Annotated in this window: 18 protein-coding genes; 4 read left to right on the forward strand and 14 right to left on the reverse strand. The window is 71.9% G+C overall.

All coding sequences use genetic code 11. The features are described 5' to 3' along the window. Positions 1 to 18: 18 nt before the first annotated feature. A complete protein-coding gene (locus AB0I04_RS09495; RefSeq protein WP_360881474.1) occupies positions 19 to 111 on the reverse strand; it encodes a putative leader peptide in 93 nt (30 codons plus the stop codon). Between the two features lie 729 nt (positions 112 to 840). Between AB0I04_RS09495 and AB0I04_RS09500 the strand changes: the two genes are divergently transcribed. Next, positions 841 to 1,230, forward strand: a complete 390-nt coding sequence (locus AB0I04_RS09500) for an STAS domain-containing protein (protein WP_360881476.1) — start codon at positions 841 to 843, stop codon at positions 1,228 to 1,230. 27 nt (positions 1,231 to 1,257) lie between these two features. Here the strand turns inward: AB0I04_RS09500 and AB0I04_RS09505 are convergent, their stop codons facing one another. Both AB0I04_RS09505 and AB0I04_RS09510 read right to left on the reverse strand, forming a co-directional pair. Then, positions 1,258 to 1,989, reverse strand: a complete 732-nt coding sequence (locus tag AB0I04_RS09505; protein WP_360881478.1) for a fibronectin type III domain-containing protein — start codon at positions 1,987 to 1,989, stop codon at positions 1,258 to 1,260. Positions 1,990 to 1,998: 9 nt separating this feature from the next. Beyond that, positions 1,999 to 2,610 (reverse strand): hypothetical protein, encoded by a 612-nt coding sequence (locus tag AB0I04_RS09510; RefSeq protein WP_360881480.1) that lies wholly within the window; start codon positions 2,608 to 2,610, stop codon positions 1,999 to 2,001. A gap of 454 nt (positions 2,611 to 3,064) precedes the next feature. Here AB0I04_RS09510 and crcB (AB0I04_RS09515) point away from each other — a divergent pair, with 454 nt between their 5' ends. The 3 genes from crcB (AB0I04_RS09515) to crcB (AB0I04_RS09525) are packed head-to-tail and all read left to right on the forward strand — an operon-like array spanning position 3,065 to position 4,328. Continuing rightward, complete coding sequence (gene crcB / locus AB0I04_RS09515; RefSeq protein WP_360881482.1) at positions 3,065 to 3,619, forward strand: fluoride efflux transporter CrcB; 555 nt, start codon at positions 3,065 to 3,067, stop codon at positions 3,617 to 3,619. Then, a complete protein-coding gene (locus AB0I04_RS09520) occupies positions 3,616 to 3,969 on the forward strand; it encodes a DUF190 domain-containing protein (RefSeq protein ID WP_360881484.1) in 354 nt (117 codons plus the stop codon). Before crcB (AB0I04_RS09515) ends, AB0I04_RS09520 begins: the two co-directional genes overlap by 4 nt. Further along, positions 3,966 to 4,328 carry a fluoride efflux transporter CrcB gene (gene crcB, locus AB0I04_RS09525; protein WP_360881486.1) on the forward strand — a complete coding sequence of 121 codons (363 nt, stop codon included), beginning with the start codon at positions 3,966 to 3,968 and terminating at the stop codon, positions 4,326 to 4,328. Before AB0I04_RS09520 ends, crcB (AB0I04_RS09525) begins: the two co-directional genes overlap by 4 nt. A gap of 87 nt (positions 4,329 to 4,415) precedes the next feature. Here crcB (AB0I04_RS09525) and AB0I04_RS09530 read toward each other — a convergent pair whose 3' ends face one another. The 11 genes from AB0I04_RS09530 to AB0I04_RS09580 form a co-directional block, all read right to left on the reverse strand. Then, positions 4,416 to 6,812, reverse strand: coding sequence for a glycoside hydrolase N-terminal domain-containing protein (locus AB0I04_RS09530; protein WP_360881488.1), 2,397 nt, complete (start codon positions 6,810 to 6,812; stop codon positions 4,416 to 4,418). A gap of 87 nt (positions 6,813 to 6,899) precedes the next feature. Next, complete coding sequence (locus tag AB0I04_RS09535) at positions 6,900 to 7,997, reverse strand: aldose 1-epimerase family protein (protein WP_360881490.1); 1,098 nt, start codon at positions 7,995 to 7,997, stop codon at positions 6,900 to 6,902. 189 nt (positions 7,998 to 8,186) lie between these two features. Further along, positions 8,187 to 8,924: an SDR family oxidoreductase gene (locus tag AB0I04_RS09540; RefSeq protein ID WP_360881492.1), complete on the reverse strand. Its 738-nt coding sequence runs from the start codon at positions 8,922 to 8,924 to the stop codon at positions 8,187 to 8,189. Beyond that, positions 8,921 to 10,069, reverse strand: coding sequence for a hypothetical protein (locus AB0I04_RS09545; protein ID WP_360881494.1), 1,149 nt, complete (start codon positions 10,067 to 10,069; stop codon positions 8,921 to 8,923). The genes AB0I04_RS09540 and AB0I04_RS09545 overlap by 4 nt, the downstream gene beginning before the upstream one ends. After that, positions 10,066 to 11,373, reverse strand: a complete 1,308-nt coding sequence (locus tag AB0I04_RS09550; protein WP_360881496.1) for a CoA transferase — start codon at positions 11,371 to 11,373, stop codon at positions 10,066 to 10,068. The genes AB0I04_RS09545 and AB0I04_RS09550 overlap by 4 nt, the downstream gene beginning before the upstream one ends. A gap of 1 nt (position 11,374) precedes the next feature. Next, positions 11,375 to 12,151, reverse strand: a complete 777-nt coding sequence (locus tag AB0I04_RS09555) for an enoyl-CoA hydratase-related protein (protein WP_360881498.1) — start codon at positions 12,149 to 12,151, stop codon at positions 11,375 to 11,377. Positions 12,152 to 12,159: 8 nt separating this feature from the next. Continuing rightward, on the reverse strand, positions 12,160 to 13,452 hold the full coding sequence (locus AB0I04_RS09560) for a hypothetical protein (RefSeq protein WP_360881500.1): 1,293 nt from the start codon (positions 13,450 to 13,452) through the stop codon (positions 12,160 to 12,162). Between the two features lie 63 nt (positions 13,453 to 13,515). Then, the gene (locus tag AB0I04_RS09565; protein WP_360881502.1) at positions 13,516 to 14,736 is read right to left on the reverse strand and encodes an SGNH/GDSL hydrolase family protein; all 1,221 of its coding nucleotides are present in this window, start codon (positions 14,734 to 14,736) and stop codon (positions 13,516 to 13,518) included. Between the two features lie 3 nt (positions 14,737 to 14,739). Further along, a complete protein-coding gene (locus AB0I04_RS09570; protein WP_360881504.1) occupies positions 14,740 to 16,614 on the reverse strand; it encodes a hypothetical protein in 1,875 nt (624 codons plus the stop codon). Positions 16,615 to 16,676: 62 nt separating this feature from the next. Further along, positions 16,677 to 17,468 (reverse strand): hypothetical protein, encoded by a 792-nt coding sequence (locus AB0I04_RS09575; protein ID WP_360881506.1) that lies wholly within the window; start codon positions 17,466 to 17,468, stop codon positions 16,677 to 16,679. Between the two features lie 11 nt (positions 17,469 to 17,479). Beyond that, positions 17,480 to 19,429, reverse strand: a complete 1,950-nt coding sequence (locus AB0I04_RS09580; protein WP_360881508.1) for a hypothetical protein — start codon at positions 19,427 to 19,429, stop codon at positions 17,480 to 17,482. Between the last annotated feature and the right edge of the window lies 1 nt (position 19,430).

Consider the following 19,430-nt stretch of genomic DNA (forward strand, 5'->3'; position numbering starts at 1 on the left):
TCCCATGGGTACGGATCTTCAGGGCCGTGGTGTCGGGGACGCACACAGGGCGCTGGCCTGCCGGCGCAGATCGACGTGCCGGCGCACCGTCAGGGGAACGTTGCGACTCACGATCTCCAGACTGAGGAGATATACCTACTTTGTCAACAGGAAAAATATAGAATTTTGCCGAAAGAGGCGACCGGGATGAAGCGGCGAACCGCCAAGTTCAGATAGGTCCAACCACCCATGGTAGTCAACTGTTTACATTATGTTCTTGGTGTGAATCTGACGGAGCAACCGCGAGCGCAGGCGATCAGTCCCCGCGCCGTTTCATCAGGGCGCGCTTCCAGTCCCGGCCGCGCAGGTCGGGCGCACGATCTGGGTAAACATCGACGCCGACGCGCCCTAGGACACCCGATCCGGCGACGGACGGCACCGCCCCCTGCTCACCAGAGCGATGAACAGGGGCATCGGACCGTCCAGGCCGCACCGGATGCCCCAGGGCGAGAGGAATCCCGCCCCCGCATTCCCGGACCACGATCAGGAGTCGTGCCGCCCGGCTGCGGAGCGAACGCAGGGAACCAGGACGCTCAACACCGTTCGGAGCCTCCGGCTGAGCGACCATAACCCACGCTCAGTCTGCAGGACCGGTAACCCACGTCAGTCGACCTAGCCGCGGGGCGCATCGCCGATCCGCCCACCTGCCGTGCCGCCCGGGCCGGTGGCCCAGGAAACCAGGAGGAAAAGAGCGTGAGTGGGCTTGCCGTACGATCGGCCAAGGATGAGTGGCGGCTCTACAAGGATGAGTGGCTGCTTTAGGGGAAGACCAGCCTCATTCGGCGTGGAGGTGGAGACGAGATGGCGGCGGATCGACCGGAGGAACCGACGCTGGATGTGGCGGTCGAAACACGGGGCGAGTGGTCACTGATCCACGTGGCCGGGGAGCTCGACTACACGACCGTCGGGAAGCTCCGCGAACGACTGGACGTCATGCTCTCGGCGGGGCGGTCCCGGATCGCCCTCGACCTGTCCGCCCTGGACTTCTGCGACTCGGTGGGGCTCGGCTGTTTCGTCGGCGCGTGGAAGCGCGCCCGTAAGTCCGGCGGCGACCTGCTCCTCCTGCGCCCCGCCGGACACGTCCAGCGGATGCTCCGGATCACGGGGCTCGACAGGTTCCTCGCCAGCCTCGACCGCCTTCCCGGCGCCGGGAAAGCCGGCGGCGACGCGGGCCTGACGGCGGCCCTGTAGGCGGGTCGCACCAGGCCCGTCGGCGCCTCACCGGTCCGCGGGATCCGCGCCCGTCTTCTGGGCGGCGAGGTTGGACGACGGCCCGTAGGCGAACGCCCGGACCCGGTACGACGCGACCCGCTCCTCCGGCAGGGTGATCAGCCCGAAGGAGTCGATGTCCGGGTCGATGACCGCGACCACCTGGAAGTCGGGGCGTCCGCTCGGCCGGGACTCGAGCAGGTATCCGTCCTCGTCGCCAGCGTGGTCGGTCCACGTGAACCTGATGCCGTTCGGCGCCATGACGGTGCCGCGCAGATCCGTGGGGGTCGCGGCGGCGCTCCCGTCTCGTACGGTGTGCTGGTCGGCCGGGCCGCCGATGCGCCGGGGAGTCGCCCAGTCGTCATCGCGCTTCCCATCCGCGCCCTTCCGCCGCCCTCCGGGGACGGTGACGTCGATCGGGCGCGAGGCCGGCCCGCGGTAGGCACGGACCCGGTAGTAGAACGACGTCTCCGGCATGAGGTCCGGATGCGTGAACGTCGTCTCGCCCGGCGGGGCGAACCGCAGGACCGTGTACGGGCCGCGGGGGGCCGTCGCGAACTCCACGACATGACCGGCGACGCCTCGCTGCGTGTCCCGCCACGTCAGCGTGACCTCCGTCGGCTTCACCAGAGTGGCGGTGAGCCGGATGGGCGGATCCGTCGCGGCAGGCCGGGTGGCCGGCCGGGACCCGCAGCCCGCCAGGCCGAGCACGAGAAGGAGCACCACGATGGAGACCCTCATCGAGGGGGCCTATTTCTGCCAGAAGCTGATGTCGCTCCACTCGACCTTGATCGGCCCCTTGCCGCTGGCGGTGCGGTAGGCGCCGAACTTGTCGTAGAAGCTCCCGCTCTCACTCGACGTCGTGTACTTGAGCGACCCGTTGATGTAGACCCGGAGCTGCTTTCCGACGACGTGGACGGTGTTGACCCGAACGCGCGTGCCGACCGTCGCGCCGGTCGCGATGGTGTCGCCGCCGTGCACGGAGTAGAGCCGGCCCCCGTTCTCGACGGCGAGCAGGAAGAACGGTCCGGTCGTCTTGAACGTCTGCTTCAGGCTGACCCGGCTGCCGCCCATGCTGACGATGCGGAAGTAGCCCTCGAACTGCCGGGTGCCACTGGAGTAGGTGTCGTACCGGCGCTCGGCTCGCTGCTCGCCGCTGGAGTTGGAGCAGCTCAGGGTGAACGTCAGGCCGTCGACCTGGCCGCAGCCCTTCTCCTGGACCTTGTAGCCGGGTGAGTACGACGTCCAGGGGCCGGACTCGACGGGGTCCGCCGCGGCGGCGCCGGGAAGGGCGAGGATGCCGAGTACCGGTGTGGCGGCGAGCGCCCCTGCCGCGAGCCGCGTCCGGGTGGGAGATCGCATGAGTTCCTCACATCCCTCTTTGATAAAGCTTCCTTACAATTAATTCATAGGACCACCATCCACCGCTCACGTCAATATGTGCAAGCCAACTGGTCATCGATAGATCGCTCCATTATGGGAAATGCCAGGTGACGACCGCCGACGGCCAACAACTCCGGGTGCAGTGGCGTCGGAATACATCCGATCAGTGCGGCGACGGCGCGCGACCGGGCGGGCCGTCTCTGCGGGGCACGCCCGATGGGGCACAATAGGGGGATTGAGGTGATGGGGCTCACCCACAACCGCGGCACCCGCCGCTGACGGTCCCTGACGTGATGTCAGGGAGGTGCCGTGCCGCGAAGGGTCGTCGTCGTGACGTCCATGGTCCGCCGGTCCGGCCGCCGCCCGCCCCGAGCGGGCGCCTCCCGCATCCCGGTTCCGCACGATGATGAGCACCCACCCCGGAAGGAAGGCCGTGACCTCACGATTCCCCGACGGCTCGGTCGGCGGCCGCGCCGATCTGCCGATCGATCCCGACCTCGACCTCGATGACGAGGGCACCGAGGCCCAGGGCGACGTCTTCGCGCTCAGGACGCCACCCCGCCGCCGGCGCGATTGGAGCGTCCTGGCGACGATCTCGCTCGGCGGCTCGCTCGGCAGCCTCGCCCGTTACCTGGTCTCCACGGCCGTCCCCGTCACACCCGGCCACTTCCCCTGGGCCACCTTCCTGATCAACGTGGCCGGGTGCTGGGCGCTCGGCCTGCTGATGGTGTTCGTCCTGGACGTATGGCCGCCGAACCGGTACGTCCGTCCCTTCTTCGGCGTCGGAGTCCTCGGCGGCTTCACCACGTTCTCCACTTTCGCCGTCGAGACCAGGAACCTCGCCGGGCACGGCGCGTGGGCCCTCGCCGGCGGATACGTGCTGGCCAGCCTGGTCGGTGGCCTGGCCGCCGTCTGGTGCGGGATGATCGTCGCCCGCCGCGTCGCCGGTCTGCCCGTACGCCGGAACCTGGAAGGGAAGCGAGCATGAGACTGCACGGCAGGGCCTGCCGCGTCACGATCTTCATCGGCGAGACCGACCAGTACCACCACAAGCCGCTCTACACCGAGATCGTCCATCGCGCCCACGCGCGCGGACTGGCCGGAGCCAGCGTGTTCCGCGGCATCGAGGGATACGGCGCCTCCTCCCACATCCACACCAGCCGGATCCTGTCCCTCAGCGAGGACCTGCCCTTGGCCATCGTGATCGTCGATGCCGAAGAAAAGATCGTCGACTTCCTCCTCGAGCTCGACGACCTCATCGACGAGGGCCTCGTCATACTCGACCAGGTCGAGGTCTACCGGTACGTCGGCCGCGGAACCGCCCCGGAGGACTCATGATCGTCCTCCTCGTCCTGCTCGGCGGCGCCGTCGGCGCGCCCAGCCGCTACCTGCTCGACCGTTACGTCCAGCGCCGTCGCGAGAGCGTCTTCCCCTGGGGAACCCTCGCCGTCAACCTCATCGGCTGTCTCATCCTCGGGCTGCTGACCGGCGCCGCCCATGACCTGTCGAGGCCGGTCGTCTCCCTGCTCGGGACCGGCTTCTGCGGCGCGCTGACCACCTTCAGCACGTTCGGCTTCGAGACCGTACGGCTCCTGGAGAACGGGTCGTTCCGCGAGGCCGGCCTCAACGTCCTGGCGAGCGTCGGACTCGGGCTGCTGGCGGCCACGGCCGGCTACGCGATCGGCGCCTCCGTCTGAACCACGGTGACGCCGATCACGCGTCGCGCGGCGGGCGCGCCGCCGCCCCGGCCCTGGGTCGAGACCGGGGCCGGGGCGAGCGCGAGCTCAGGACGGCCGGATCCGGTACGTCCCGCCGGGCCGGGTGTCGAAGACCACGACGTTCGGCTCGGGACGGCTGACCCGCGCGCCCGTCACCGATACCGGCGCCTGGGTCCGGAGCCGGACCTCCTCGCCGAGGTCGGAGCGGATCTCCGCCTCGGACAGGGCGCCTCCCCGCCACTCGACGTCGACCTCGTATCCGCCCCGCGCGCGCAGGCCCCGTACGTGACCGGCCGGCCAGGCGTCCGGCAGGGCGGGCAGGAGGTGGACCTCCCCGGCGTGGCTGTGCAGCAGCATCTCGGTGATCCCGGAGACGCCGCCGAAGTTGCCGTCGATCTGGAACGGCGGATGCAGGTCGAACATGTTGGGCGCCGTCCGCGCGGGCGTGAGCAGGCTGGACAGATGCTGGTACGCCTGCGCGGCGTCCTCCAGCCGGGCCCAGATGTTGATCTTCCAGGCGAGCGACCAGCCCTGGCCGGCGTTCCCCCGCAGTTGGAGGCTCCGCTTGGCCGCGTTGACCAGGTCGGGCGTCTGCCGCGGCACGATCTGCGCGCTGGGGAACACCCCGTACAGGTGTGAGACGTGCCGGCTCACGACCAGCGCCGCCTCCCGCCAGTCCTCCAGCCACTCCTGGAGCTGGCCGAGGTAGCCGATCTGCATGGGCGCGAGCCGGGCGCGCGCGGCCTTCACCTTCGCGCGGAAGTCCCGGTCCTGCCCGAGGATCTCCGACGCCTCCGCGCACGCGTCGAACAGGTCGCGCAGGATCTGCATGTCCATCGTCGGCCCGGCGCAGATGCTGACGCTCTCGCCCTCGTCCTGGTGGTGGGTGACCTCGGGCGACTGGGACGGGTTGGTGATCAGCCAGCCGTGGTCCGGGTCCTCGACCAGCGTGTCGAGGAAGAACTGGGCCGCGCCCTTCATCACCGGGTAGTCGCGGCGGAGCAGGCGCTTGTCACCGGTGAACCGGTACCGGTCCCACAGCACGACGGACAGCCAGGCGCCGCCGCTCGGCCACATGCCGTACTGCGCGTAGTCCACGGGCGCGGTGCCGCGCCAGCCGTCGGTGTTGTGGTGCAGCACCCAGCCGTCCGCGCCGTACTGCGTCTTGGCGGTGCGCTGCCCCGACTCCGCCAGCTCGTGGACCATCGCGGCGGCCGGCTCCCAGCAGTCCGCCAGGTTGGTGGGCCCGGCGGGCCAGTAGTTCATCTCGAAGTTGATGTTGACGGTGTACTTGGACTCCCACGCCGGGGTCATGCTGTCGTTCCACAGCCCCTGCAGGTTCGCCGGCTGCCCCGGCGAACGCGAGCAGGAGATCAGCAGGTAGCGCCCGTATTGGAAATACAGGGCCGCGAGCTGGGGATCGGCGCCGCTCTGGAACAGCGGGATCCGTTCGTCGGTCGGCAGCGCCACCTTGTCCGAGGTGCCCAGGTCGATCTCGACGCGACCGAACAGCCGGCGGTAGTCGTGGACGTGGACGCGGCGGAGCAGCTCGTACGGTTGCGCCGCCGCGGGTTCGAGCGGCCGCCGCGCCCGGGCCGCTGGGTCCGCGCTCACGTCCTGGTAGTTCCGGTAGCTGCTGCCGATCGAGATGAACAGGGTGACAGCGTCCGCCTCCTCGACGATCAGCCTCCCCTGGTCGGTACGCACCCGGCCGCCGTGCGCGACCGCCCGCGCCAGCGCCTGGAACCGGACCGCCCCGGCCCGGCCCTGCCACTCGCCGCTCACGCCGTCGAGGGCGATCGTCCGGTCGTCGGCCGCGGTCGTCGTCGCCTGCTGCGGGCTGTCGAACGCGGCCTCGAAGGAGATCGAGCCCGCCCGGTCCGCGGTCAGCCGCACCGCGATGACCTGGCCGGGGGTGCTCGCGAAGACCTCACGGGTGTACCGCACGCCGTCCCGGACGTAGGTCACGCTCGTGATCGCCGTCTCCAGGTCCAGCTCGCGGCGGTAGTCGGTGGGGTCGCCTCCCTTGGGGAAGGTGAGCGTGAGGTTCCCGACCGGCTGGTACGCGGCCTGCTCCGACGGCCGGCCAAGGAAGGTCTTGTCCACCAGCCGCTGAGCCTGGTTCCACTTGCCCGCCAACACCAGGCGGCGGATCTCGGGCAGGTTCGCCAGGGCGTCGGGGCTGTCGTAGTCGTGCGGGCTTCCAGCCCAGATGCTGTCCTCGTTCAGCTGGAGCTTCTCGGAGTCGACCCCGCCGAACACCATGGCGCCGATGCGACCGTTCCCGATCGGCAGGGCCTCCAGCCATTCCTTCGCGGGCCCGCGGTACCAGAGCCGGAGCGGGTTGGTCTCCTGGCCGCCGGTGTCGGCATGGGCGGCGGCCCCGGTGACGACGGCCGTCGACGCGACCGCCGCGCCGACTCCGGCCGCCTTGAGGACACTACGTCGGGAGAGCTCGGACATGTCATGACCTTTCATTCGGTCCCTGCTACTGGCGGAGTCCCCGATGGTTCGCGGCGGGCGGGTGCCCGCCTCCGGCGCCGCGATGCCTCAGGTGAGGCGGGTTTCGAGGCCGGCGATGGCGTCGGCGCCCTGATGGACCCGGAAGACGGTGTGGTAGGTCCGGGACTCGCCCGGCCCGAGCCAGATCATGCTTCCGTCGTCGCGGGCGGCGGCATCGCCCGCCACGTGGTGCGTCGACGGTTCGAGGCCCACCGCGTAGTCACCGGCGCGCAGGTTGAGCCACTGGAAGAAGCATGGGAACTCGTCGGCCCGCCACTCGACGCTCACCGCGAGCCCGAGGCGGTCGTTGACCAGCGCGGCCCCCGTCAGCCCGTCGGTGTCGGCGGCCAGCTCGTGCTCGTACACCTGCTCGACGAATCCCGGCAGCGGCGCCGGGAGCGTCCAGGCGTCCACGCCCTGCTCGGCGACGCTGTCGGTCCGCCACACCGTCTCGCGCACGGGCGCGAGAAAGCGGCTCCCCTCGTCGAGCAGGGGCCAGCCCAGGTTGATGTGGTACAGGAACATGTGCGGGACCGAGTCGAAGCCGGGATTGTGCACCGTGTCGGTGAGCCGGATCTCGTCGCCGCCCAGGTCCGCCTCGATCCGGCGGGTCAGCCGCAGGTTCTCGGCGAACACGGCCGCCTGCCGCACCTCCCCTTCGGCCCACAGCACACAGTCGTCGCCGTCCCACCGCTCGCCGTACCCGGTCAGCCGCGCCGGGATGTTGGCCACCCGGCCGTGCAGCCCGTGCCGCACCGCCGGGCGTGGCGGGTACCGGTACGACACGGCGTCCACCTCTCCGCCGAAGAGGGAGTGGTCGAGTCCCGCGGTCACGGTCAGCCCGGAGAACGACCGCAGCCACGACAGGCCGTCCTCGTCCGCGTGCTCGTGCAGCCCGGGGTTGCGGAACCCGGTCCGCGACCGCCACCCGAAGGCCCGGCCGCCGTGCTCGGCCGCGCCGATGTCCATGCAGCGGTCCACGAGGACGTCGAAGGCCAGCCCGCTGCCGGTCCGGAACTCCAGCGCCCGGATCCCGCGCTCGACGCCGTCGCCGAGGGTGACGAGCCGCACGCCACCGGCCGCCGCCGGATCGCCCATCCGCGCCGCGAGGTCACGTCGTCCCAGTTCCTGCCCGCGCACTCTCATCGCTCACCTGTCCAGATTCGATCGGCAAAGGTTTTCCGTCGTCGCCCGCGTCAGCGTCCGGAGATCGGGGGGCGGCCGGCGCCGGCGCCCTCGGGCCACCCGGGTGTACCGGTGACCGGCGCCGGCGGTCCGGGGCCACTCCGGAGAGTTCGGTGGCCCGCGCCGGTCGCCCGGGTCCCCGCTGTGAGGTCAGGTCATGACCCAGCCGCCGTTGACCTCGATCGTCTGCCCCGTCACGAAGGACGCGTCGGGTCCCACCAGGAAGGCGACGACCGAGGCGAGTTCCTCCGGAGTGCCGCGCCGCTTGAGCGCCTGACGCTCGAGGACGAAACGCGTGTAGCCCTCCGGGTCCGGATGGATCGTCTCCGCGGCGGTGGGGAACGCTCCCGGGGACACGCAGTTGACCCGGATCTCGCGCGGCCCGAGTTCCCGTGCCAGCGCCCTCGTCAGCGCGGTCACCGCGCCCTTGGTCGTGACGTACGCGGCCAGGTCGGGCCACCCGCCGTGCATCGTGATGGACGCGACGTTGATGATCGCCCCGCCGCCGTGTTCCGTCATGAGCCGGGCCGCCGTCTGGGCGGCGATCCAGTACGCCCGCTGGTTGACCGCCTGAACGTCGTCGTACTCGGCGAGCGGCACCTCGAGGAACGGCCGGCTCGGGTAGACGGCCGCGTTGTTGACGAGGATCCGCACCGGGCCGAGCCGCTCGGCGGCCGTCGCCACGGCCGCCTCGATCGCCGCCGCGTCGCGCAGGTCGGCGACGAGCGGCAGGACCGTGCCGCCCGCCCGCTCGATGAGGCTCGTGGTCTCGGCGAGCGCTGACGCGTCGACGTCGAGGGCCGCGACCGGGGCGCCGTCGAGAGCCAGGCGGCGGGCCGTGGCGCGGCCGAGCGCTCCGCCGGCCCCGGTGACAAGAGCAGTGGTCATGCGCACATCCAGGCGTCGTAGTGTTTGTCGAGGTCGCGGAGCAGTTCACCGTGCGGTGCCCGGCCGGCAAGCCCGTCGCGGATCAGCCGGGAGGCGGTGTCCTGGAACGTGAGGTAGCCGGCGGACCGCGGGCGCACCCACGCGGCTTCGAGCGTGGCGCGGGTCGCCCGGTAGAAGCCGCCGCTCAGCGCGGCGACCTCCGGGTCCGTCCAGGCGGAGCGCGCCGCGGGCTGCCCTCCGGCAGCGGGGCAGAGGTTGCGTTGTACCGCCGGTGAGAGCAGCCGGCGCACGTGGTCGCGGATCGCGCCGCGCACCTCCGGGTCCTCGGCGCGGGACCGGGACACCGCGAGCCCGGTGCCGCCGAGCACGCTCCCGGGCCGCCCGCCCGGCGCCCACGCCGGAGCGTCGGCGAACCGCACGCCACGGGCGCCGGCGTAGGTGACGTATCCGTACACGAGCGGGCAGTACGCCGGGCCGTCGTCGGCGGCGATCGCCTCGAGCACGCCGATCGGGTTGAGCCGCCAGACCTCCTCGACGCTCTGGGCCAGCAGCCCGGCCATCACGTCGAGCGCGGCCTCCCCCGCGTCGCGCGGCACCAGGACGTCACCGGACCGGCAGGGGTCCGCGCCGTACGCGACGCACAGCGCGCAGAAGGTGAGGAAGGCGTGCGGCCCGCCGAGGCACAGCGTCACGGGCGCCGACCGGGCCAGTTCGCGTACCTCGTCCCAGGTCGTGGGCGGTGTGCCGGTCAGGCCGCGACGGAACGCCGACACCTGGCCCGCGGCGTCGACCGGCAGGGCCCACGGCCGGCCGTCGAGCACGTAGCTGTCGAAGGAAGGACCGACGGCCTCCTCCCGCCACGCGGCGAGCTCCGCCGCGTCGAACAGGTCGTCCATCGGCAGCAGGCAGCCGTCGGCCACGGCCGTTCCGAGCCCGGGGTGGTCGACGACGAGGATGTCGTAGTCGCCGGTGAGGGTCACGAGGGGCCGTGACTCGAAGCCTTCGAGGGGCTGCCGGTCCCAGCGCAGCGGGGCCCGTACGCGCCCGTACCGGTGCGGCCCGGCGTCGTCGAGCCGGGCCAGGACGTCCAGCGGCGCGTACCCGCGCGGATGGTCCCAGGTGAGACCGCGCAGCTCCCGCGTCACGACGCTCGATCCTCACGAGCGGTCCCGTCCGGGGCGGTGTCCCCACAGGCGGCCACGTCCGGAGCAACGCCCCCACCGGCGACCGGGTCCAGGGCGGTGTGCTCACCTGCGGCCGTGTCCGGGGCGGTCACGATGTGCTCCGCGAGGAGCCGCGCCACCTGCTCGCCGGTGTGGCCGGCCTCGGCGAGCACCTCGCGGGTGTGCTCGCCGACGACCGGCGCGCCGCGACGCACCCGGGGCGGGGTCGCGCTGAACCGGTACGGGAACCCGGGCGTCGTCACGGTGCCCTCGGTCGGATGCTCGTAGGTGACGAACGACCCGTTGTGCCGTACCTGCGGATCGGCCAGGACGTCGGCGTAGGAGTAGACCGGGCCCGCCCAGATGCCGTGCCGGCCGAGCAGGTCGAGCCATTCGCCGGTGGTGCGGCCGGCCAGCCGTTCCCGGACGAGCGCGGTGATCTCGTCGCGGCGGCGGTGCCCGTCCACGTCGGTGTCCATCTCCGCCAGCGCGGGCAGGTCGAGCGCCGCGCCGAGCGCGTCCAGGGGCGGCATGGCCAGTGCCACGTGCCCGTCGCGGGTGGCGAACACCCCGTAGGGCGCGCGGATGTAGGTGTGCCCGTGCGGTTCGGTGCCGCGGCGTTGCGGCACTCCCCCGACGGTGTACACCGACAGCTCCTGCATCTGCACGGCGATGGCCGCGTCGAGCATGTTCACCGTCACGAGCTGGCCCTCGCCGGTGCGCTCCCGGTGGAGCAGGGCGGCGAGGGCCCCCTCGAACGCGCTGTACGCGGTGATCGCGTCGATCGCGTACGTACCGGCGGGCGCGGGCGGGTCGCCGTCCCGGCCGACGCTGAACATCGCCCCGCTCATCGCCTGGAGCAGCAGGTCCTGTCCCGGCCGCCCGGCGTAGGGGCCGGACTCGCCGTACCCGGAGATCGAGACGTACACGATGCCCGGGTTGATCGCGCGGATGGTGTCGTAGTCCATGCCGAGGCGTTCGGCGACGCCGGGCCGGTAGTTCTGCAGGAACACCGCCGACCGGCGCGCCAGGGCGTGGACGGCGGCACGGCCCTGAGCGGTCTTCAGGTCGACGGCGAGGCTGCGCTTGTTGCGGTTCAGGGACAGGAACGACGCGTTCAGCTCCGTCCCGGTCGCGCCGCCGGCGGGGGCGCTCCGCTGCCACTCGCCGCCGATCGGTTCGACCTTGACGACGTCCGCTCCGAGGTCGCCGAGCCGCATCGCCGCCAATGGCCCGGCCATCGCGATCGACAGGTCGATCACCCGGTATCCGTCGAGGATCCCCATGTCAGCGCCCCTGGAATCGTGGGTCGCGGCGCTCGGCGAACGCGGCACGTCCCTCGGCCGCGTCCTCGGTGGCGAAGCAGATCGTCTGCAGGTCCCGCTCGTAGCGGATCGCCTGGTCCAGCGGCATCGTGTACGCCGCGCGCAGGTTGGCCTTGGCGGTCTGCGCGGCGATCGGCGCGCGGGCCGCGATGCGCTCGGCCAGCTCTCGGGCCTCGGCCCGCAGGTCCTCCGGCTCCACGACCGTGCTGACCAGGCCCCAGGCGAGCGCCCGCTCCGCGTCGATCGGGTCGCCGGTGAGCAGCATCAGCGCCGCGTTGCCCGGCCCGACGCTGTGCGCGAGCAGCGCGGACTGGCCGGTACCGCCGATCCAGCCGAGCTTGATCTCCGGTGCGGCGAACGTCGCGGCGCGCGCGGCCAGCCGGATGTCGCAGGCCAGCGCGAGTTCGAGGCCGCCGCCGTAGGCGTACCCGTTGACCGCCGCGATGAGGGGTTTGCGCAGCTCCCGCAGTGCGTCGCCGTAGTCGCCACGGTTCCGGAAGTCCCAGGGTGTCGCGTACGCGTCGAGCTCGCCGATGTCGCTGCCGACGCAGAAGGCCCGGTCGCCGGCGCCGGTCAGCACGACGGCGCGGATCCGCGCATCGTCGTCCAGCCGGGCGGCGTGGTCGCGCAGCGCGCCGGCCATCGCTGGCGTGACGGCGTTGAGCTTGGCCGGCCGGTTCAGCGTGATGACGGCGACGTGGCCGTCGACGTCGCACCGGACGTCGGTGGTCTGATTCATGGATTTCCTTAGGTCAGCCGGCGCTTCAGGTGGTCGAGGGCGGAGTCCTGCAATTCACGGTCGAAGCGGTGCGGGCCCGGGTGGAACTCCCCGACGTACGCGTCCGGTGCGCCGGCCCGGCGGTAGTGCGCGGCGAGCCTCTCGTGGGCGGCGCGCATGCCGTCGAGAGGGAAGAGCGCGTCGTCGCGCAGGTACTGGACCAGGAGGGGTGAGGGTGCGCGGGCGGCGGCGAGGTCGGGCCAGTCGCCGACCTGCGGCAGGTCCGGCGGGAAGAACATCCAGGTGTGCCCGGCGACGTGCCGGTCGAGGAGCGCGCGGTGCGTGCTCATCATGCCCGCGATGACGGCGGCGCCGACGTGCGGACTCGTCGCCTGGAGCAGGGCCGCCCGGCATCCGCCGCCGGAGAAGCCGACGCAGCCGATCGGCCCGTCGCGTACGTCCGGTCGCGAGCGGAGGTAGGCGGCGGCGACCCGGTCCTCATAGGCCGCGATGCCGGCCAGGCTCGTCCCCAGCAGCGCGCAGTACTTGGCCACGACGTGCTCGTGCCGGGCGGCCAGGCGGTTGTACCAGCGGAGGTCGACGGGATCGCCGCCCTCGTGTTCCAGGGCGACCCATCGGTCCTCCGGAGACGGCCCGGCGGTCCCCGACATGGTCGCCGCCGGGAAGCGGCGGCTTCCCCACAGGAACACGTCGGGGACCAGCACCGTGAAGCCGCCCCACGCGATCGCGTCGGCGAAGGGGCGGCCGCCGTAGAACGCCCGCCGCAGCTCGCCGACGCCGGGCGGGACCCCATCGGGGCCGTCGGCGATCTTCTCCTTGCCGTGGTACTTGAAGGCGTCGTGGCCGTGCAGCGCGAGGACGCCCGGCAGCGGACCGCGTGCCCCGGCCGGGCGCAGCAGCCAGGCGCGCGTCCGTGGTCCGTACCCGGTTGACCAGGAGACCTCCTCGCCGTCGAGCCCGTCCCTGGACCAGCGCCGCTCCACGCGCGGCTCGCCCGGCGTCCCGTCGTGGTCGAAGCCGACGATCCGGCGAGCCGTGGCCGAGTCGAGTCGGCCCACCCCGGCCGGCGCCAGGCCCACCCCGGCCGACGCCAGGCCCGCGCCAGCCGGAGCCACGCCCGTCCCGACCGACGCCGCGCCCGTCCCGGCCAGTGCCGCACCCGTTCCGGCCGGTGCCAGGCCAGCGCCAGCCGAAGCCACGCCCGTCCCGGCCGGCGCCACGCCCGTTCCAGCCGGGGCCAGGCCAGCGGCGAAGTCCGCCAGGTCGCTGAACGGCCCCAGGTCCCGGTGGTTCCGCGTCACCGTTCCCCTCCGCTTCCTCGGAGGCGGCGTGCCCGGGAGGGTCGCTCCCGGGCACGCGCGCGCCTATCTCCGGCAGTGCAGCAGCGCCAGGCCGATCGTGTCGGCCATGGCCCGGTAACCGGCGTCACTCAGGTGGAGGTGGTCGCCGGAGTCGTACGCGGGCAGCAGCCGCGTCGGGTCGGCCGGGTCACGGGTGGCGCGGTCGAAGTCGACGACGCCGTCGAAGACGCCGCTCGTCCGGATGAAGGCGTTGACCTCCTGCCGGACGGCCTCGTTCGCCGTGCTCTGGTAGACCGAGCCGCCGAACGGGGTCAGCGTCCCGCCGATGAGGCAGCGGCCAGCGGCGTGCGCCGCCGCGACCATGTCCCGGTACGCCGCGGTCAGCTGCGCCGCGGTGGCGCCGCCCGCGCCGATGTCGTTCACCCCTTCGAGCAGGATCACCGTCCGGACGCCGGGCTTGGTCAGGACGTCGCTCACCAGCCGCGTCCGGGCGCTGCGGCCGACGCCGTCCTTGAGGACCCGGTTGGCCGAGATCCCCTCGTCGGTCACGCCGAGCCGCCACGCGGGCGGCAGGGCCCGCAGCCGGTCGGCGAGGTAGTCGGGCCACCGGTGGTTCGCGTTCGTGGTGGAGCCGACCCCCGAGGTGATCGAGTCGCCGAGGGCGGCGACCGTGGAGACGGTCCTCGGCGCGGTCACGACGACGGCGTCCAGCCAGAACCAGACGGCCGACTGGGTCGGGAACGCCGTCCCCGCCTCCTCGGCCGCGTGGTCGCCCGCCGTCGACTTGTAGGTGAACTGCATCGTGCGGTTGTGCGCGGTGAGTTTGCCGCTCGCACCGCGCAGGTAGAGGCTCACCGCGAGGTTCCGCCGGGCCGGCACGCGCCCGGGCAGCGGGTCGCTGAGCACTACGCCGCCGGGCGGCACCGTCACCGAGGCGCTGCCGCCGAAGCTCAGCCGCCGGTTGGACCCGGGCACCAGGTCCGGTCCGGACCGCTGGACGCCGACGTACGCGGCGCCGAACGTCACCGGCCGGTCGCCCAGGGCGTTGGACAGCCGGATCCGCAGGCCGGTGCCGCCGACGCTGGTGTGCACGATGTTCCGTACGGTCATCTCGGTGAGGGTTCCGCCGGTGGTGTCGTCGGCCGCCGCCCACGTCGACACCTCATGAGAGGCTCCGCCGCCGGCGTACGCCGGTGTGACGCCGATCAGGGGCGTGAGCAACAGCGCGCTCGCGATCGCCCGCCGCAGCCATCGTCGTGTGGATCTCCCGTTCCGCGTGGCCATGGGTCAGTGGCCCTGGGCGGTGGCGGGGATCGGGTAGGGGAAGTCGGCGGTCACGCCGATCTTGTCGTACTCCATCTTCGAGGAGTCGAAGTTCGCGTCCCAGCTGTTGTTCTCGAAGGTGTTGCAGTTCGTGTTGCCGTGGAACGGCTGCCGGTACTGGATGTTCGTGGCCTGGATGTCGGAGAACTTGTAGCCGCAGCCGCCCGCGTCCATGTGGACCCCGCTGGGCACGACGTCCGGCATCGAGGGGTCGGCGTTGACGTCGTCGATGAGGATCTGCGACATCGACGCCTCGATGGTGTGCGGCTCGAAGTTCTGCACGCCGTACGAGTCGATCGCGCCCATGTCGCCGCTGTCCTTGCCGGCGTGCGCGATCCGCAGGTAGCTCAGCGCGTTGCCGCCCGCGTAGTTGTCCGCGTTGGCGACGGTGGTGATCGCCTTGACGCTGACCGCGTACCGCGCGCTGTGCTGGATGACGGTGTGGCTGAGCTCGTTGTGCCCGCTGTCGAGGATCTCGTAGCCCGAGGCGTCACCGGGAACGAGCTCGCCGATCCAGGTGATGTAGTTGTTCGTCAGGACGTTGTGGTTCGCGACGTCGCCCTCCCCGGGGTAGGGCCCTTCGATCTTGACGCCGTCGCCGCCGAGGTTCTCGAAGAGGCTGTCGGAGACCGTGTCGTGGTCGTTGGCGAACAGCAGGAACACACCGGTCCAGCCGGTGTCGGCGATGTGCATGCGGCGCAGGCCGACGCGGGTCGTGTTCGTCAGCGTGATCGTGCCGTACCGGTTGCGCGGCATCTCGATCTGGCGGTCGTAGTCCGGGTACTTGTGCACGTAGCCGGAGTCGCCGACGCCGTTCCAGCCGTAGCGGTACCAGTCGGTGAAGTCGGTGTACTGGACGGTGAACCCGTCGAGCGACAGGTCGTGCACCCGCGCGGACGGCGAGCTGCCCGCGATCGAGAAGACCGTCTTGACCGTCGGCGCCATGACCGTGCTGTTCTCGATCGAGCCGTTCTTCGGCCAGTAGTAGAGCATCCCGTCGCTGTGGTCGAGGTAGTACTCGCCCGGCTCGTCGAGGAAGTCGAGGGAGTTCTGGATGAAGTAGCGCGAGCCGACCTGGGAGTACAGCGAGAACCTCGTCGGGTAGCGGAGGCTGACGAACTTCTTCTTCCAGTTGACGTTGAGGACCGGGTCGGTGTCGGTGAACCAGCTCCAGTGGCCGCCGGACCAGACGACGACCTGGGCGTCGTGCAGGTCCCAGTTCTGGTTCCAGTCGCCGTCCTTGTAGGCCATCCACTGCTGGGAGTTGGTCAGGGCGTCGTCGGAGCTCTCCACGGACTGCAGGTAGGGGCCGAGCGTCTCGGTGGAGGTCCGGTTCGGGTACCGCGCCGTCGTGGCCCGCTGACCGTTGTCGTACAGGGTGTAGAAGGGGTGGTTCTTGTCGGTCTGCACCCGGTAGATGTCGCCCTTGTAGTGCTGCCAACCGGTGATCTGCCGGGCCCCGAGGAAACGGGCCTTCCCGGGACCGTCATAGCTGCGGTAGACGACCGAGTGCCCGTTGCTTCCGGAGTCGGCCTCGGTGAACTGGATCGTGCTGTCGACCGTGTAGTCGCCCGCCCGCACCTGAACGTCGAGGTCGCAGCGCATGTCCCGGTTCAGGTGCCGTTGCCGGATGACGTCCCGGGCGTGCTCGATGGTCTTCCACGGGTGGTCGATGGTGCCGTTCGCCCGGTCGTCGCCCTGTGGGGAGACGAACAGCTGCTTCGGCGTGCACGCCCGGTCGCGGGCGTCGGCGGCGGCCGCGGGCACGGTCAGGCACGCGAGTGCCGTGACCGCGCCGACGGCGCCGCGCAGGAGTCGCTGGCGGGACCTACGGAACATGAACCCTCCTCGGGTCGTACTGGCGGGACCCCCGATGGATCTGTCGCGGTGGTCGGCGGCGCTCAGGCCCCCCGTCCGTCGGCGCGCCAGCGCTCGTACTCGGCGCGGGTCTCCGGCGTGAGCGGGTAGTAGTCGGACAGCGCGCCGCCCTCCTCGATGCGCGACCGGCTGAACCGCTCCCACTCCTCGTGGTCCGCGGCGGCGTCGATGAGAGAGGGGGCCTGCCGGCGCGGCACGACCACGGCGCCGTCGTCGTCGGCCACCACCAGGTCGCCGGGGAGTACGAGCACGCCCCCGCAGGCGATCGGCACGTCGTACGCCCAGGGGAACAGCTCGGACTGGGAGGCGTAGTGCGGGGTGACGCCGGTCGTCCAGATGGGGACCCCGAGCCGGCGGACGCGGGGCGCGTCGCGGACGCAGCCGTCGACGACGATGCCGGCGCCGCCCTTCTGCTTGAAGTAGCGGACCAGCATGTCCCCGAAGCAGCCGGTGTAGGTGCTGCCGTAGGCCTGCACGACCAGGACGTCCCCGGGCTGGACGGTCTCCAGCACGGCCCACAGCGCGGTGTGCCGCTCGATGTACTCCTGGCCGAGGCCGGAGGCGATGTCCTCGCGCTGGGGCATGAACTGCAGCGTCAGCGCCCGCCCCGCGACCTTCTGTCCGGGCGAGAGCGGCCGCGGCCCGGACACGAACGTGCGCCGTATGCCCTGCCCGTGGAGCTTGGCGCAGGCGGTGGCCGCGCTGACCGCGGAGAGCCGCCGGACGAGGTCGGGATCGGGTGGTTCCGGCGCCTCACCGCGTACGGGCAGCTGCCACACCGGGTCCTCGTCGGTCGTCCGGGCGCTGTCTTCCACTGATGGGCTCCTCACGGTCGCCGTCCCGCCGGGATGGTCCCGGCGTGCTGGTGGGCGGGCCGGGCGGCCCGCAGGGTCAGATGCAGATCGATCCGGATGCGGCGCCCTGGCGGCAGCACGACCTCCAGGCGCGGCCCGCCGACCTCGAGCTCACGGGTGACCGCGGTCGCGTCCGGCGCGACGTACGACGTCAGGTCGCCGGGATAGCCGGTGTCGGCGGCGGTGACGACGGCCCGGGTGATCCGGTGCTCGCCGAACGCGCCGGCCTGCACGACCACCCGCCGGGTTCCCGTCAGGCCCGTGTGCACGAGTTCCACGCCGGTACGGTCGGGCCCGACGTCGTCGACGAGGGCCGCGACGTCGGGCGGCAGGCCGGGCCGGCCGCGTTCGGCGTCGAAGTAGGCGAGGCGTGTCGGCAGCAGGCCGCCGTTGTACAGCACCTGTGGCGTGCCCGTCGTGAGCTGGAGCAGCGCCTCGGTCAGCACCGGGTTGAGCCGCTGCCAGTGGTGGATGTGGAACTCATCCGGGGCGGCGCGGTCCGCGTCGATGAGCGCCATGCGGCGCTCCACCTGGCCGAGCGCGGCGGCGAGCATCGCCTCCGGGAACCCGGGGTTGTCGCCGCGCAGGTACGCCAGCCACGGCGCCTCGTGACCGGCCTCCTCCTTGTTCCGGAAGCCCCGGACGACGCGCCAGTCGTAACCGGACGCCTTCCACAGCCGGTCGAGGCGGTCCTGGTCCTCCTCCACCATGCCCGCGTGCCACAGCCACACCGGCAGGCCGAGCTGCGGCGGCTGGAAGTCGAACCAGCCGCCGTCGTCGTGCCGGTTCGGCACCAGCAGGGTGGACCGGTCGGCGTCTTCGCCGAGTTCGGCGAGCCATCGGTCGCTGATGCTCATTGCAGTCCCGCTCACCGTCCCGCGTGTCCCGTGGTCCAGCACCAGATCCAGCGGGCCCCGGCCGAGGTCGAGGTGGTCGGTGCCGCCGGTGAGCAGGACCGTGTTGACGGCGGCGACCACGGCGGCCGCCCCGACGCTGTAGACGCCGTGCGGCCACTGCCAGCCGTAGTTGCCGCCGTACCATCGGCCGCCGTGCAGCTCCCCCACCCGGCCGGACGGCCCGACGTTGTCCGGCAGGATCCCGCCGAGCGCGGCGGCACGGCGTTCCCAGGCCCCGACGTAGCGCAGCGCCCAGTCGCGGAACCGGTCCTCGTGCCCGTACAGCCAGGCGTTGGTCGCCAGGCCGGTCGCGGCGAGGTTGACGGCGGCGTCGCCGCGGCCGATCCGCTCGTTCATCGCGGCGCCCATCCGGGCGGCGTTCGCGGGGTCGGCCAGGTCGTCCCAGGAGGAGATGCCTCGCAGGTCCCGCAGCGGCAGCCCGTAGGGACGCATGGAGGTGAGGTCCGCACCGTAGGACGCCCACTCCTCGTTGACGCCGTAGCGCGGGCCGCCGGCGCCGTTGTGCGGCGCCCGGATGATGTCGACGGCCGGGTCGTAGTTGCCGGCCGGGGAGCCGGGCAGGTACAGCTCGGCGAACCGGTGCGCGCGTTCGGCGAACCGCTCGTCGCGCGGGTCGGCGGCGCAGATGCCGTAGAACAGCAGCAGGGACTCGCCCTGGTGGAACCAGTCGTAGCCGCGCTCGAACTCGTCGACGAGGTAGCCGAACTCGGTGAGCTGGGCGGTCACCCCCTCCCAGTGGTGCTTGCAGGCGTCGAGGAGGTCGTCGGCGCCGCCCAGCTGGTACAGGGTCGGCCAGTTGAAGAACGCCTCGTAGAAGTCGTCGGCGCCGTCGCGGCTCTCCAGCGCCCCGGTGTAGCGCAGCCGGCCGTCGCCCTCGCAGTAGCGGGCGGCGAACGCGCGCCACGCCTCGTCGAGCGCGTCGAACAGCCGGCGCTCCAGGATCGCCCAGGCCGGGGGCGCGCCGACCGGCACGCTCGCGACGACGCGGGGAATCTCCTCCGTCATG

This window comes from Actinoallomurus sp. NPDC050550 (assembly GCF_040655075.1).
Classification (GTDB): domain Bacteria; phylum Actinomycetota; class Actinomycetes; order Streptosporangiales; family Streptosporangiaceae; genus Actinoallomurus.

Bases quoted from the DNA above. Each gene is read 5' to 3' on its own strand.
- AB0I04_RS09550 (WP_360881496.1), bottom strand. From the start codon at position 11,373: ATGGGGATCCTCGACGGATACCGGGTGATCGACCTGTCGATCGCGATG.
- AB0I04_RS09535 (WP_360881490.1), bottom strand. From the start codon at position 7,997: ATGAGAGTGCGCGGGCAGGAACTGGGACGACGTGACCTCGCGGCGCGG.
- AB0I04_RS09540 (WP_360881492.1), bottom strand. From the start codon at position 8,924: ATGACCACTGCTCTTGTCACCGGGGCCGGCGGAGCGCTCGGCCGCGCC.
- AB0I04_RS09520 (WP_360881484.1), top strand. From the start codon at position 3,616: ATGAGACTGCACGGCAGGGCCTGCCGCGTCACGATCTTCATCGGCGAG.
- AB0I04_RS09580 (WP_360881508.1), bottom strand. From the start codon at position 19,429: ATGACGGAGGAGATTCCCCGCGTCGTCGCGAGCGTGCCGGTCGGCGCG.
- AB0I04_RS09565 (WP_360881502.1), bottom strand. From the start codon at position 14,736: ATGGCCACGCGGAACGGGAGATCCACACGACGATGGCTGCGGCGGGCG.
- AB0I04_RS09500 (WP_360881476.1), top strand. From the start codon at position 841: ATGGCGGCGGATCGACCGGAGGAACCGACGCTGGATGTGGCGGTCGAA.
- AB0I04_RS09505 (WP_360881478.1), bottom strand. From the start codon at position 1,989: ATGAGGGTCTCCATCGTGGTGCTCCTTCTCGTGCTCGGCCTGGCGGGC.
- AB0I04_RS09530 (WP_360881488.1), bottom strand. From the start codon at position 6,812: ATGTCCGAGCTCTCCCGACGTAGTGTCCTCAAGGCGGCCGGAGTCGGC.
- crcB (WP_360881486.1), top strand. From the start codon at position 3,966: ATGATCGTCCTCCTCGTCCTGCTCGGCGGCGCCGTCGGCGCGCCCAGC.
- AB0I04_RS09510 (WP_360881480.1), bottom strand. From the start codon at position 2,610: ATGCGATCTCCCACCCGGACGCGGCTCGCGGCAGGGGCGCTCGCCGCC.
- AB0I04_RS09555 (WP_360881498.1), bottom strand. From the start codon at position 12,151: ATGAATCAGACCACCGACGTCCGGTGCGACGTCGACGGCCACGTCGCC.
- AB0I04_RS09570 (WP_360881504.1), bottom strand. From the start codon at position 16,614: ATGTTCCGTAGGTCCCGCCAGCGACTCCTGCGCGGCGCCGTCGGCGCG.